This window comes from Plebeiibacterium sediminum (assembly GCF_026013605.1).
In the GTDB taxonomy this organism is placed as follows: domain Bacteria; phylum Bacteroidota; class Bacteroidia; order Bacteroidales; family Marinilabiliaceae; genus Saccharicrinis; species Saccharicrinis sediminus.
Map to the genome: position 1 here is coordinate 33,514 of NZ_JAPDPJ010000007.1, position 14,652 is coordinate 48,165.

The 14,652-nt window shown below is 36.6% G+C and carries 10 protein-coding genes; 9 read left to right on the forward strand and 1 reads right to left on the reverse strand.

The features are described from left to right. The first annotated feature begins 2 nt into the window (after nucleotides 1–2). The 9 genes from OM075_RS05250 (at nucleotide 3) to OM075_RS05290 (ending at nucleotide 13,761) form a co-directional block, all read left to right on the forward strand. Complete coding sequence (locus tag OM075_RS05250; RefSeq protein ID WP_301189431.1) at nucleotides 3–1,706, forward strand: RagB/SusD family nutrient uptake outer membrane protein; 1,704 nt, start codon at nucleotides 3–5, stop codon at nucleotides 1,704–1,706. Nucleotides 1,707–1,784: 78 nt separating this feature from the next. Continuing rightward, nucleotides 1,785–3,053, forward strand: coding sequence for a glycan-binding surface protein (locus OM075_RS05255; protein ID WP_301189432.1), 1,269 nt, complete (start codon nucleotides 1,785–1,787; stop codon nucleotides 3,051–3,053). A gap of 21 nt (nucleotides 3,054–3,074) precedes the next feature. Then, nucleotides 3,075–5,369, forward strand: coding sequence for an IPT/TIG domain-containing protein (locus OM075_RS05260; protein ID WP_301189433.1), 2,295 nt, complete (start codon nucleotides 3,075–3,077; stop codon nucleotides 5,367–5,369). Nucleotides 5,370–5,556: 187 nt separating this feature from the next. Continuing rightward, nucleotides 5,557–6,957, forward strand: coding sequence for a glycosyl hydrolase (locus OM075_RS05265; RefSeq protein WP_301189434.1), 1,401 nt, complete (start codon nucleotides 5,557–5,559; stop codon nucleotides 6,955–6,957). Between the two features lie 41 nt (nucleotides 6,958–6,998). Next, entirely contained in the window at nucleotides 6,999–8,087 is a 1,089-nt protein-coding gene (locus tag OM075_RS05270; protein WP_301189435.1) for a glycoside hydrolase family 26 protein, read from the forward strand. A 107-nt stretch (nucleotides 8,088–8,194) separates the two neighbouring features. Continuing rightward, a complete protein-coding gene (locus tag OM075_RS05275; RefSeq protein WP_301189436.1) occupies nucleotides 8,195–9,364 on the forward strand; it encodes a glycoside hydrolase family 130 protein in 1,170 nt (389 codons plus the stop codon). 2 nt (nucleotides 9,365–9,366) lie between these two features. Beyond that, nucleotides 9,367–10,581: an AGE family epimerase/isomerase gene (locus tag OM075_RS05280; RefSeq protein WP_301189437.1), complete on the forward strand. Its 1,215-nt coding sequence runs from the start codon at nucleotides 9,367–9,369 to the stop codon at nucleotides 10,579–10,581. A gap of 203 nt (nucleotides 10,582–10,784) precedes the next feature. Further along, nucleotides 10,785–12,161 carry an MFS transporter gene (locus tag OM075_RS05285; protein ID WP_301189438.1) on the forward strand — a complete coding sequence of 459 codons (1,377 nt, stop codon included), beginning with the start codon at nucleotides 10,785–10,787 and terminating at the stop codon, nucleotides 12,159–12,161. A gap of 292 nt (nucleotides 12,162–12,453) precedes the next feature. Then, nucleotides 12,454–13,761 carry a glycoside hydrolase 5 family protein gene (locus OM075_RS05290; RefSeq protein ID WP_301189439.1) on the forward strand — a complete coding sequence of 436 codons (1,308 nt, stop codon included), beginning with the start codon at nucleotides 12,454–12,456 and terminating at the stop codon, nucleotides 13,759–13,761. A gap of 77 nt (nucleotides 13,762–13,838) precedes the next feature. On the opposite strand, the gene OM075_RS05295 is transcribed toward OM075_RS05290, so the two are convergent. Next, the gene (locus tag OM075_RS05295) at nucleotides 13,839–14,648 is read right to left on the reverse strand and encodes a carbonic anhydrase (protein ID WP_301189440.1); all 810 of its coding nucleotides are present in this window, start codon (nucleotides 14,646–14,648) and stop codon (nucleotides 13,839–13,841) included. Between the last annotated feature and the right edge of the window lie 4 nt (nucleotides 14,649–14,652).

Consider the following 14,652-nt stretch of genomic DNA (forward strand, 5'->3'; position numbering starts at 1 on the left):
TCATGATGAAGAAATATAATATAAACAGATTTATAATAGTCATTTTGCTTATGGGGCTAACAGTGTCCTGTAAGGACTTTTTAGATCGACCTACAGAAGATTCCTATACAATAGATAGTTTTTACGAAGATGATGATCAGCTTTATCAGGCTGTAAATACCATCTACAATTCTCCCTGGTACGATTTTCAAAGAGGATTTATGAAAATTGGAGAAACATTATCGGGTAATATGATCTTTGGAATTGATGATAGTTATACCAATTTTACATTAAATAATTCAGATACAGATATAGCAAACGCATCGGCCTCTCTATGGTCGGTAAATGCATACTGTAATGGTGTTATTGAAAATGTGGATATGAAATCAGGTTCTGCAGTTACTCAATATGCTAAAAATACAGTGAAAGGCGAGGCTTTGGTTTGGAAGTCGATGGCTTACTTTTATTTGGTACGTTGTTTTGGTGCTGTTCCTATCATCTACAATAACGGAGAAATTATTGCCAATAATTCATCAACCACACTTAAGAGAAATAAAGTTGAAGATGTATATCAGTACATTGTTTATTTACTTGAGGATGCCTTTGAATTATTACCTGAAGAAAACCAAACGGGCAGAATTGATAAGTATAGTGCTTGTGGTTTATTGGCTAAAGTTTACCTTACTAAATCTGGTTATGGAATGAATGGAACTCGTAATGAGGAAGATTTAGCTCAGGCTGCCAAATATGCAAAATTAGTAATTGATGAAAGTGGTCGCGAATTAATGCCGAATTATGAGGATATCTTTCAGTTGAAAAATAATTTCTCTGACGAGAGTTTAATCGCATGGCACTGGACTGTAGGTTCGCAGTGGACCAGTCAAAACTCTTTACAGTCAGATTTATCAATGGGTAATTTTTCTGATGCAGTTCAATCATGGGGAAACTGGGTATATCCAAGTATTGATTTACAAACAGCCTTTGATGAAAATGCAGGTTCTTTAGTTCGTAATAACAGAGATACCCGACGTAAAGCTACTATGATGATGGTAGGTGACCATTATGATTACTTCTGGGTTGAATCTGGTGGATTTGATTATAACTGGGATAATGCCACAGATGGAACCTATGGTGGTGCCATTACTTTCGGTAGCGGATCCGGTTCAAACTGTGCAAAACATATTGTGGGACGTTTAGCTGATGCTGAAGCTCAGGTTCCTGGGGCAACTCTTGACAGAATGAGTACTCCGTTAAGTACACATATTCTTCGTTTGGCTGATGTGTATTTAATCTATGCCGAGGCTGTATTGGGTAATGGTAACTCAACTTCAGATGCCGGAGCATTAGCTGCTTATAATGCAGTTCGCGAAAGAGCTTTACATAGTTATTATGAGCCTGCATCAAGCATTACATTTGAAGATATTGACAAAGAACGTCGTTTAGAATTGGCCTTAGAAGGTGATAGATGGTATGATATTGTACGTTTACATTATTATAAACCAGAAGAAGCAAAAGCGATGATTACTGCTCAGGAAAGAGGTTACTGGCAAGGATTAAATGATTTTTATGAAAAAGATGATGCATCTAATCTTGAAATCTTTACGCATAAAGTATCTGGTTTGTCAGATGATGATTTCACCTTACCATTCCCTGAAGTTGATTTATCACTGAATCCGGGATTAATGGATGAGCCGGTAGATTTTGATTTTAGTTCAATTGGTTATTAATTTCTTAAGAGTGTTCAATGGTCCTGTACAACTATAGTTTGAGGATTAATAGAACAGATTTCTATAAAAATTAAACAAATGAGAAAGTATAATATAAATAGCATATTCGCTTCACTTTTTATTATGTCCATATTTTCTGCTGGCATAATGTTTCAATCGTGTGAAGAATATCCTAATGAATATGAAACTACAGGAGGTGTTCCTACTGTAGAGTATATAAGAGTTTCTGATCCCGATAAGGCCGACTCTCTTATTGTGAGCGCATCGCTGGATCAAACCATTGTTTTGATTGGTGAGAATCTTACTAGTGTTAAGGAATTGTGGTTTAATGATGTTAAGGCTGATCTGAATACAAGCTTTATGTCTTCAAAAGCCTTATTTGTTACCATTCCAAATCAAATTCCTCAAGATGTAACAGATAAAATTTATATGAAAGCCGGCAGCAAAACGGTAGAATATGATTTTAATGTTGTTGTACCAGCTCCAGCTCTACAGTCTATGTTATGTGAGTTTGTTGCAGCTGGGGATGAAGCTGTAATAAAAGGAAATTATTTGATTGACGATCCTAATGTTCCATTGCAGGTTTTCTTTCCAGGCAACATTGAGGGAGAAGTTGTTGGTGTAAGTGATGACTATCATGAGGTTTCAGTTATAGTACCCGAAGGTACGGGTGTAGGACCAGTTACTGTTAAAAGTATTTATGGCTCTACTCGTTCTTCTTTCTATTTTAGAGATGATCGTAATTACATTTTAGATTGGGACAATTTAGATGCAGCAGGTGGTTGGAGATCAGGAGTAATTGCAAATTCAGATCCGGCAGGTATTAACGGTAATTATGTTCGCTTTTATGGAGAAATGCCTGGGAAGGCTGGTGATTTATGGGATGAAGATAAGTTTGCTTTCAACCTTTGGAATCAATCGAATGGTAGAGCTGATGTTCCTTTCTATGATGGAGATTTAAGTGAAGCAGCAATAAAGTTTGAAGTTAATATTCCGGAAGCATGGAGTGCTTCATCTTTACAAATGATATTTACGCCATATTCGGTAACGGGAAGTAATGAGTATGTTGCTAATGATGATCCAACAAAAACATATCTAAGTAAGGATTTTCCTCGTGGATTATGGATGCCTTGGGTTAGTTCAGGTAGTTATATGACAGAGGGTTGGACTACTGTTACAGTTCCATTGAGTGAATTTATTTACGATAAGGATGGTAAAGCGTCAGAGGCAACTTTAACAATAGAAATGTTAGGAGGTCTTACGTTCTTCGTATATCATGGAGGTGTTGATGGTACAGATTGTACAGTTCATATGTGTATTGATAATATCAGAATTGTTCCATTGTAGTAATCCTAAGCAAAATAAATTATGAAGCATTCAAAATATATAAATAAAATAGAGTCTGCTATCCTTGTGTTTTTTATAGGATTATTAGGACTGACACTTACGCTTACATCGTGCGAGGATGACGATGATGGAGTGAGTAGTAAAACGGAGTTGTTAAGTTATGGACCTATGCTTATTCAGCGTGGTGCAGAATTAAGGTTTATAGGTAATAATTTAGATGATGTTACTTCCATAGTAATTCCTGATGGAATAGAATTAACCAGTGCTGATTTTACGGAGCATACTGCAACAAGTATTAAGTTAATTGTACCTCAGGATGCATCAGAAGGTTATCTGGAATTAAATTATTCAGAAGGTACATTAACAACATTAACTCCGATTGGTTTTAGCGAACCAATTTCAATGGATGCCTTTGCTGCATCAAGTGTTAAGCCTGGTACAGAATTAACTTTAACAGGAGATTATTTAAACAGGGTTGCTGAGTTTATTTTTACTGACAGAGTTGTTGTGGATAGTATTGATTTTGTTAGTAAATCCCGTAAGGAAATTAAGTTGATTGTACCTGCTGAAGCACAAACCGGTAAAATTGCTTTATCAAATGGTGCTGAAGATCCTATTATTATTTACTCAGAAGAAGAACTGAATATTGTAACTCCGGTTGTTTCAGAAGTTGCACCAACGCCTGTTAAGCCTGGTACAGAATTAACAATTACAGGAACCGATCTTGACCTGGTAACTAGTCTTACTTTGGGCGGAGATGTTGAGGTGACTGAATTTGAGAGTCAAAGTGCAACAAGCCTTGTAATGACTGTTCCAACCAATGCTACAAGCGGTGCTGTGATATCAGTGTTACCTTCGGGTATTGAAATTGAAGTAGGTAATATTACACTTATTGAACCAACAGCTGCTATTGATGAAATACAAGATTCTTATGGAGTAGGCGAGACTGTTGTTATTGCAGGTACTGATTTAGATTTGGTAACCACAGCTACATTTACCGGAGCTGAAGCAGTACCGGTAACCGTAATAGATGGTAAGTTAAATCTGGAAGTAACAGAAGCAGCTCAGACCGGAACAATTACTTTAACTACCGATAATGGTACAGCAATTTCTGTTGAAGGTTTTGTTACGACTAAGCCTGTAGCTACTTTCCCATCTGATGCTACACCTTTGGATGAGTTAGCAATTGTGTCAACTTTAGGTAGCAGAGTAACATCAGTTATGTTTGGTGATCTGGAAGCTGAAGCAACTGCTACTGGCGATGGTTTTTCAGTTGTAGTTCCTCTGGAGGCTGAAACAGGAAGTATATCAATTGTGATGGATAATGGTGAAATTGTTGCAGCTGGAAATATTACGATCAATGCATTTACTTTCTGTGCCGTTTCTGAATTTGCTTCAGAAGCAACAACTATGGGAGACTTATTGGAGTGCTCTGTTGTAAATGGAGGAAGTTTAACCAATGTGCTTCTTAATGATGTAGAAACTCCTTACTTATTGGTAGGAACTGTTCTCTATGTTGGAGTGGGTAATGATGTAGGTGATAATAAAATAACCTTGGTGTCAGGTACAACAAATGTTGATTATACCATTAAAGTTGAGGCATCAGGTATTGTTGAAACCGTATTGTATAATACTCCTGTTGAATTGGCTAATTGGAGTTCAAACTATGAATTAAATATTGACTTTTCTGGTGCTCCGGCTGATGCTTACGTACGCATCCGATACACTAAACCCAAAGATGCTCCACAAATGAAAGTATTCCATGGTCATTGGGTAAATGTTTATGATGGCTCAATAGATGGAAATCCTGATAATGCAGCCATCCTGGCATCTTCTGATTACATTGACTTGCCTGTTTCATTGTTCCCATTTAGTGATTGGGGTTATTCAATTATTCTTCAGGGAGATGGTATGGTTATTTCTTCTATTTCCTGGGTGAAAGATTTCTCACCACCAACACCAATCTGGGAAGGTTCTGCTAAGGTTTCTGGCTGGAGCGACTCATTCACCGCCCTAACCTGGGGAGGGTATGATTTTAGTGGATTAACGGTAGGACAAACCTTGTATATTTACTATACTGCAGATGCAGAAGCAACAATGCGTATTGGTAATGGTAATTGGGCTGCAATACCATCTACTGTTCCTATAGCCAAGGAATCAGGTGATGAAACTGAAGATGGTAATATTATTATTCCTGCTGGTACTTCGAGCATTTCGTTTGTGCTAACTGCTGATGATATAGCTGCAATTCAGAATGGTGGTGGTTTGGGTGCATATGGAGGTGATTTTGTAGTCACTAAAGTAGCCATAAAATAGTCTGCTAGTTATAATGGATCGGCTCTTCATAGAGTTTAATAATAATTGCGTATAAGGGCTGTTTCTAATTTGAACAGTCCTTATTTCTAAATCTTATTTAAAAGAGCATACAGCGATGAGACAAGCCTTAAGGAAAAGAGAATGTCAACTTTTCGGGTGAGTTCCATCTTACTTAAAAAATAAATTGATGAAAAAGTTTTTACTCATTTTTTTACCGGTGCTATTTCTTTTTTTGTGTGGTTGTTCAGATGATAATAATGGTGTTGAAGAAGAGGATTTGGAGCCACCTGTATTAGTGAGTTCAACCCCTTCAAACGGAGCTGTGGATATCGCTAATGGTGATATTACAATCACATTAACTTTTGATCAGAATATTACCTCGCCATCATCAACACATTCATTGGTTGCAATAGGTAATGCAAGTGTTGATCATGTTGTTGCCAATTTAAAGGAACTGAAAATTGATGTATCCGGATTGCAGGAATCCAATACTTATGAATTGGTAATACCTAAAGGTGTTGTTATTGGTCCAACAAAAGTTGAAGCAGCTGAAATAAGGTTAAGTTTTACAACAAAAGAAGCTGTTCAGTTAAATATCACCACTACCTTGGTTACAGAAAATCCAATACCTCAAGCTCAGAATGTATATAACTTTTTGTTGGATAATTATGGAGAGAAGATGATCTCATCCACAATGGCCAATGTAAGTTGGAATACCAATGAAGCAGAATGGGTAAAGTTTCATACCGGAAAATACCCGGCTATTACTACGTTTGATTATGTGCATTTGTATGCTTCGCCAGCTAATTGGATTGATTACTCAAACATTACAGTAGCTGAAGAATGGTGGAATAATAAAGGTATAGTAAGTGCCGGATGGCATTGGAATGTACCTCTTTCAGAAGGTTCTGATCAAATTTCTTTTTATACAGATAATAATCATTTTAGTGCGGCAGAGGCCACTGTAACAGGAACCTGGGAAAATGAGGTGATTAATGCCGACCTGGAAAAAATAGCCGATTATTTGTTGCTGCTTAAAGAAAAAAACATCCCTGTAATATGGCGACCATTACATGAAGCTGCAGGTAATATTTATGAATTTACAGGTGGAACTGCCTGGTTTTGGTGGGGAGCAGATGGAGCCGAAGCATACAAAAATCTTTGGATTTATATGTTTAATTACTTTAAAGATAAAGGGGTAAATAATCTGATATGGGTTTGGACTACACAAACCGGAGATCATGATTTTTATCCTGGAGATGGGTATGTGGATATTATAGGCAGGGATATTTACGGAGAAAGCAGTGGATCCGTAATCACAGCGGAATTTAATGCGATACAGGAAATCTATTCCAATAAAATGATCACATTAAGCGAATGTGGAACAGTTGCAAAAGTAAGCGAACAGTGGAGTAATGGTTCAAGATGGAGCTTTTTTATGCCATGGTATGATTATGACAGAACTGTAAATACATCCGGTAGTGAGTTCGAAAAAACAGATCATGAACATGCATCAGCATCCTGGTGGATAGATGCAATGAGTCAGGATTATGTGATTACTCGGGATGAAATGCCGGATTTAAAATAATTAGAAACAATTAGTATCTACAATACACAACAAAATAAACAATGAAGAACAAGTTAGTAATATTTTCTCTGGTTGCAGGAATGCTAATGGGTTGTAATTCTCAAAAAAAAGAAATGAGTGAATCAAAATCTTTGTACGAAACGCTGAAAGCAACGCAGCAAAAAGGAATTTTGTTGGGGCATCAGGATGATTTGGCCTACGGTCAGCATTGGAAATATGTGGATGGAGAATCGGATGTAAAAAGAGTTTCTGGTGATTATCCCGCTGTTTTTGGATGGGATTTGGGAGGTCTGGAAAGAGGTGATGCGGTTAATCTGGATTCTGTTCCTTTTGATGTAATGCGTCAGTTGGTTGTTAAAGCCGGTCTTATGGGAGGTGTAAATACATTTAGCTGGCATCCATATTCTGTTGTAACAGGTGAAAACGCATGGTTTACAGACTCTACAGTGGTTGAGCATATTTTACCCAATGGTGATTTTCATAGTGAATTTGTAAAAGAACTTGATTTGATTGCCGACTTTCTGTTGAGCTTAAAAAATGCTGATGGAAATCCAATAGAGTTTGTTTTTCGTCCATGGCACGAAATGAATGGAGCCTGGTTTTGGTGGGGGAGTAAAACAACCACACCAGAAGAATATAAGCAGCTTTTTAGATTCACTGTTGACTACCTGAAAAACAAAAAAGGACTCTCCAATATGTTGATCTGTTATTCACCTAATGGAGGATATAAAACAAAAGAGGAATATATGGTTTGGTATCCTGGCGATGATATGGTTGATATGCTGGGTGTTGATATTTATGAATGGCCAGGCATGGAAAATTGGGTTGAAAATACCCAACAAAACCTGAGTGTGATGATTGAAGTAGCCAAAGAAAAAAATAAACCGGCAGCATTTACAGAAACTGGCTGCGAAAATCTTCCGGATTCAACATGGTTTACTCAAAAGTTGTATCAGGCAATGGAACCAGATAGTATTTCAAGCAATATAAGCTATGTGTTGCTATGGCGAAATGATCCTAAAAAACATCATTTCTTTTCTTATGACGGACATCCTTCTGAAGCAGATGCAAAACAGTTTACGTCAAAGCCTGATATCTGGTTATTAGAAGATTTTAATAGCAATAAATAATTTATAATGAGATAATGGAATCTCTGAAATGGAATAACAACTGTTAAGCGTTTTTGAGGTTGCCATAAAAACAACCACCCCCAAAATAACACATAAAAGAAAATTCAATGTCGAATAAGTTATTTGAAGAAAGAAAATTGAGGATTGAAAAAGAGCATGAAGCGCTTTTGTCCAAAACTAATGAGGAGTTGTTTAGTACAAATGGAGTTTTTAATAGGTATAAAAATCCTGTTGTAACAAGGGATCATGTACCTTTAAAATGGCGATTTGATTATAATCCTGATACAAATCCGTATTTTATGGAGCGCATTGGTTTTAATGCAACCATGAATTCCGGAGCAATAAAACTTAATGGTAAATATATACTGGTAGTCAGAACTGAAGGTAACGATCGTAAATCCTTTTTTGCAGTTGCCGAGAGTCCTAACGGAGTGGACAACTTTCGTTTCTGGGAGCGTCCGTTAACTATGCCTGAAACTGATGATCCGGATATCAATATTTACGATATGCGCTTAACGCAACATGATGATGGCTACATCTATGGTGTGTTTTGTTCTGAGCGTAAAGATCCTGATGCTTCAGCCGGAGATACAAGTAGTGCAGTGGCTGCTGCCGGTATTGCCCGTACCAGGGATTTAAAAAGCTGGGAAAGATTGGATGATTTAAAAAGTCACGCCGGGCAGCAACGAAATGCAGTTCTCTTTCCTCATTTTATAGATGGGAAATATGCCTTTTATACACGTCCTCAGGATGGGTTTATAGATACCGGTTCTGGTGGTGGTATTGGTTTTGGATTGTCTGAAACTATTGAACATGCTGAGGTTGTTGATGAAATTATTGTCGACCCTAAACAGTATCATACTATCTACGAAGTAAAAAATGGTTTAGGTCCTGCCCCTATCAAAACAGATAAAGGCTGGTTGCAGTTAGCTCACGGAGTTCGAAATACTGCTGCCGGATTACGATACACACTTTATATGTTTATGACGGATTTGCAAGAGCCTTGGAAAGTAACCTATAAACCGGCAGGTCATTTTATGGGTCCATTGAAGGAAGAGCGAGTTGGAGATGTGTCAAATGTTCTTTTTTCCAACGGTTGGATTGTTGATGATGACGGAAAAGTATATATTTACTACGCTTCTTCAGATACCAGGATGCATGTAGCAACATCAACGGTTGATCAACTGGTTGATTATTGCATAAATACACCGCCCGATGAATTTAGATCGGCAGCTTCGGTAAACAGAATTAATAATTTAATAGACAAAAATAACTAGGAATGGAATTGGTCAGCCCTTTTTTTAAGATGGACCAATTAGTAAAAGATATGGGAGAGGAGTTCTCCCTGCTTTTGCAATATTGGACTGACAACTCGATTGATATAAAGTTTGGTGGATTTGTTGGAGAAAGAGATTTTTATAATCAGTTGGTTCCGGGTGCAGAAAAAGGTGCTGTATTAAACGCTCGTATTTTATGGTCATTTTCTGCAGCCTATAATTTTTCAGAAGACGAAAGATATTTAAAAGTTGCCTATAGGGCATATCATTATCTGATAGAAAAGTTCTGGGATAAAGAACATGGAGGACTCTATTGGGCCATAAGTGAACAGGGGGAAGTAGTATCTGACAGAAAGCAGATTTATGCCCAGGGATTTGGGATTTATGGTTTTTCTGAGTTTTATAAAGCTACAGGTGATGCCGTGGCATTGGAGTATGCTCAAAAGCTTTTTGAGTTGATTGAAGCAAAAAGCTATGATGAAAAATATGGTGGTTATGTTGAAGCTTTATCCCGAGAATGGAATACATTGGATGATATGCGATTGAGTGATAAAGATGCCAATGAACCTAAGTCAATGAATACCCATTTGCATATTCTGGAACCCTATACAAACTTATATCGGGTATGGAAAGATGAACACTTAAAGCAAAAAATAGAAGACTTGATCGATGTTTTTGACAAACATATTATTAATCAGAATACTGCACATTTCGAATTGTTTTTTGATTATGATTGGACAGTAAAATCATCCATCACTTCATACGGACACGATATTGAAGGAGCATGGCTTTTATATGAAGCTGCTTATGAGCTAGGCAATGCTGAACAGATATCTAAAGTAAAAGATACATGTATCAAGATGGTTGATGCAACCATTAATGAAGGTATGGTTGAGGATGGTTCAGTTTTTAATGAAAAGGAAGGTGACCATCTGGATGCCGATAAACATTGGTGGCCACAAGCAGAAGCAATGGTTGGTTTGGCTTATGCCTGGAAAATTACCGGAGAGGAATTCTATCTCCATACCATGATAAAGACATGGAAATTTATAAAAGAAAAAATAATTGATAAACAAAATGGTGAATGGCACTGGCGGGTCGATCAGCAAGGTAATCCCATAACCAGTGATGTTAAACTGGGTTTCTGGAAATGTCCGTACCATAATAGTCGTGCTCTAATGGAAGTAATGACCATTTTAAATGAAAGTAAGACCTGATAGTGTTTAATATCAAACTGTAAATCAAACCTATCAGCGTCTTGTAAATAGGAAATTAATTTGCATAAAGGAATTATGCTTTGCAGAAATACATCGTGTTTTTTTGTGAAGATCCCTAAGTTTTTGGCGGTTAATAAACCAAGCTGTAAATCTATCCTCCTCTAATTTGGGGGAGCTGGAGTGGGCTTTTATAAAATCTGAAAATGAACTACAATTTAAATATAAAAGAAAAAATAGGATATAGTTTTGGGGACTTTGCTTCTTCCATGTTTTGGAAGATTTTTGCAATGTACTTAACCTTTTTTTATACCGATGTTGTTGAACTCAGTCCGGAATCAGTTGCATTAATGTTTGTATTAGTGCGACTATGGGATGGATTGAATGATCCAATCATGGGTGTTATTGCTGATAGAACAAATACATCACAAGGGAAATTCCGACCCTATTTATTATGGGTAGCTGTTCCGTTTGGTATTATTGGCATTTTAACTTTTACAACCTGGAACTTTGGCCCTTCAGGTAAGTTAATATATGCATATATTACTTATACCTTAATGATGATGGTGTATACGGCTATTAATGTGCCTTATGGGTCGCTAATGGCTGTAATGACTGATGATATGAAGGAGCGAACTACCCTTGCTTCCTTTAGATTTATTGGAGCTTATTCAGGTGGGATATTTATGACGGCCTCTGCGCCTTATATTCTGGATTATTTTAAAAGTTCCGGGGCCAATACTTCCAGTAGTTACCAATATATGGTAATGATTTACGCAGTAGTAGCGGCATTCTTTTTTGTAATGACTTACTTATGGACCAAGGAAAGATTAAAACCAATTGCTGAGAAAAATTCAGTATGGAATGATTTAAAAGATTTACTTAAAAACCACCAATGGTTTATTATGCTTGGTGTAGGTATATTGATGCTCATATTCAATACTTTTCGAGACTCAAGTATCATGTATTATTTTAAATATTTTATTCAGGATCAAACGGTTCCTTTATTTGGAGATGTAAAGTGGGATAAACTGGCAGGTGCTTACATGACTGTTTGGCTTGCAACTAATATGATAGGTGTAATATTGGCCAAACCGATATCAAATAAACTGGGTAAAAAAGCTACTTATCTGATTTCTATGTTCTGTGCAGCAGCGTTTAGTATTGTTCTATATGTTTTGCAACCTCAACAAATCAGTTTAATATTTTTATTAAATGTATTTATTGGAATTACTGCTGGTATTGTTTTACCCCTAAATTGGTCGATGTATGCAGATATTGCCGATTATTCTGAATTAAAAACAGGTAGAAGAGCGACTGGATTAATCTTTTCATCATCCTCTATGTCGCAGAAGTTAGGTTTGACAATAGGAGGAGCTATACCTCTTTATATTCTGGCATCTTATGGATTTCAGGCAAATGCGGAGCAAAGTGTGGAGTCTTTAAAAGGAATTCGATTAATGATTAGTATATACCCGGGTATTGCAGCCTTTTTATCAGGAGCCTTATTACTTCTGTATAAATTAAGTGACTCATACATGGCCAAAATTAATGCGGAATTAAACGAAAAACGAAAGGCGTAAGTTAGGGTTGCAGACCTGTCAGCGTTTATTACCAAGCTATAAGTTTAAATCTGTAAGCGTCTGGTAATAACCAAGCTGTAAATCAAAACGATCAGCGTCTAATAACGAGTAAATAATCACCACTAAGGCACGTAGGCGTTAAGATTTTCATAAAATTTCTTTGTGCTCTTTGTGAAGAAATCTTGGTGTTCTTAGTGGTTTAAAATAGTAAAGGCGTAAATCTAATTTTTACCTATTAACAAAACAGAAATAATAAAAAAAACTAAGTACTAGTAACTAAGAACTATTACCTATGAAAAAAATAATCTACATACCAGTTTTAATTTTACTTGTTATTATGGGATGTAATACGAAAAAATCCACAGAAAGCAGTTTTGTGACCCGGCAAGGTCATCAGTTTATATGGAATAATAAACCCTATTATTTTGTAGGTACCAATTATTGGTATGGAGGAATTTTAGCTTCAGAGGGCAGAGGGGGAAATCGGGATCGATTGATAAAGGAGTTGGATTTAATGCAAAGTGTGGGCATTAACAACCTTCGTATTTTGGCTGGTGCTGAAGGCCCGGATAACGAACCATTCAGAGTAACTCCGGCTTTACAATTAGAACCAGGTGTTTATAACGATACCTTATTGGATGGACTAGATTTCTTGCTAAATGAGATGGGTAAACGTCAAATGCATGCCATTTTATATTTGAATAATACATGGGAATGGTCAGGTGGTTATGGTCAGTATTTAAATTGGTGTGGTTATGGAGATATTCCATATCCCAATATTGCGCCTCATAGCTGGCCTGAGTTTATGGCCTATTGCTCACAGTTTCATGCCAGCGATTCTTGTCAGAAATTATATCAGGAGCATATTAAGTTTATGCTTGGCAGAACCAATAAGTATAGCGGTAAAAAGTATACAGAAGATCCAACCATTATGACCTGGGAACTGGCAAATGAACCCAGAGCTTTATCTGATGCTAATAAAGAGAATTTTGCACAATGGGTAAAAACTACTGCAGATTTTATTAAAGCTTTAGATCCTAATCATTTGGTTACAACAGGAACTGAAGGATCCTGGGGGTGTGAGGAAGATATCAATCTTTTTAAGCAGATACATAGTTACAATAGCGTAGATTATATGACCATGCATATATGGCCTAAAAACTGGGGATGGATTGATTGCGAAAGGATTTCTGAAACATTGGATTCTGCAATTGTACTTACTGATCAATATATGGAGAGTCATTTTAATGTAGCAAAAGAACTGAACAAACCACTTGTTTTTGAGGAATTTGGTTTACCTCGCGATCATCATGAATTTAATGCAGATGATAGCACTACTGCCAGAGATAAGTATTATAGCCACGCTTTTACTAAAGTTGAAGAGAGTGCTAAAGAAAACGGAGTGTTAGCAGGAACTAATTTTTGGGCCTTTGGTGGTTACGGTCGCCATTATAAGGAAGATCCAATGTGGAGCAATGGCGATGATTTAATGGGTGATCCACCTCAGGAAGAGCAAGGTTTAAATTCTGTGTTTGATACTGATAGTACAATGGGTGTAATAAAAGAACATGCTCAGAAATTAAAAGCTATTATTGATTAATAATTCTGAACCTATTTTAAAAGAAAAAGGCCGCTAATCATATAGATAAGTGGCCTTTTTTATGTTTTTATTTTTTATTATTCAGCAGAATAGCCTGCAATGGTTCTGCCGTTTAATGGCATTGTTGGTCTGTAATTGTTGTTTAAAATACTCGAAAAAGTATCAATTTGTTCTTTCGAAGCTTCCAATGGAGTTTGAAGAACGTACCAGGTTACAATCTCTGAACATGGAGGAGTTGTTAAAGAACCATTGTAATGGTAATAACTTAAGTTTGAAGGAATAACCTCCATCAATTCAATTTGATCCTCAGCAGTAAAAGTTCCCTTTTCTTTAGGGAAATTCTCTAAATATTTTGCAAATAAAGGATTTGATTCTCCTTCTTTAAAAAGAATCCCCATTACCAATAAATCACTATCGGAATGCTTGTGTACAAAATGAACTTCTAAAGGATAGTGATCTCCGTTTACAGTGTGCTCACTTAAAGCGTGATAGTGGAATTGCAATAGTTTGTATTCTTTACCTTCAACATTAATGGAGTTATCCCCGGTTGTATTAAACTGAACTGTATGTCCATTATTAATAATATCAACAGATGTTGTTCCGTATTTTAACGACAATGGTAATAAGTCTTCTGCGCTGATTAAACTATCGGTAATAATATTAATTGGCGATTGAGCACTGCCTCCGCAAGGTAAAAAGTCATCACATAAATTTTTCCAGTTCTCAGGACCTTCTTCACCAGAGGCGTGTGACCAGTGAACATGTTTCTTTTCAGTTTTAGCATGTTCTTCATGGTTATCACCGGATTGTTTTTGTTGAGGAGTGTTGCAGGAAAATACTGCAAATGCAACTAATGCAGATAGAAATAAATTGCTTAATTTTTTCATTATA

Bases quoted from the DNA above. Each gene is read 5' to 3' on its own strand.
- OM075_RS05250 (WP_301189431.1), top strand. From the start codon at position 3: ATGATGAAGAAATATAATATAAACAGATTTATAATAGTCATTTTGCTT.
- OM075_RS05260 (WP_301189433.1), top strand. From the start codon at position 3,075: ATGAAGCATTCAAAATATATAAATAAAATAGAGTCTGCTATCCTTGTG.
- OM075_RS05295 (WP_301189440.1), bottom strand. From the start codon at position 14,648: ATGAAAAAATTAAGCAATTTATTTCTATCTGCATTAGTTGCATTTGCA.
- OM075_RS05285 (WP_301189438.1), top strand. From the start codon at position 10,785: ATGAACTACAATTTAAATATAAAAGAAAAAATAGGATATAGTTTTGGG.
- OM075_RS05280 (WP_301189437.1), top strand. From the start codon at position 9,367: ATGGAATTGGTCAGCCCTTTTTTTAAGATGGACCAATTAGTAAAAGAT.
- OM075_RS05270 (WP_301189435.1), top strand. From the start codon at position 6,999: ATGAAGAACAAGTTAGTAATATTTTCTCTGGTTGCAGGAATGCTAATG.
- OM075_RS05265 (WP_301189434.1), top strand. From the start codon at position 5,557: ATGAAAAAGTTTTTACTCATTTTTTTACCGGTGCTATTTCTTTTTTTG.
- OM075_RS05275 (WP_301189436.1), top strand. From the start codon at position 8,195: ATGTCGAATAAGTTATTTGAAGAAAGAAAATTGAGGATTGAAAAAGAG.
- OM075_RS05255 (WP_301189432.1), top strand. From the start codon at position 1,785: ATGAGAAAGTATAATATAAATAGCATATTCGCTTCACTTTTTATTATG.
- OM075_RS05290 (WP_301189439.1), top strand. From the start codon at position 12,454: ATGAAAAAAATAATCTACATACCAGTTTTAATTTTACTTGTTATTATG.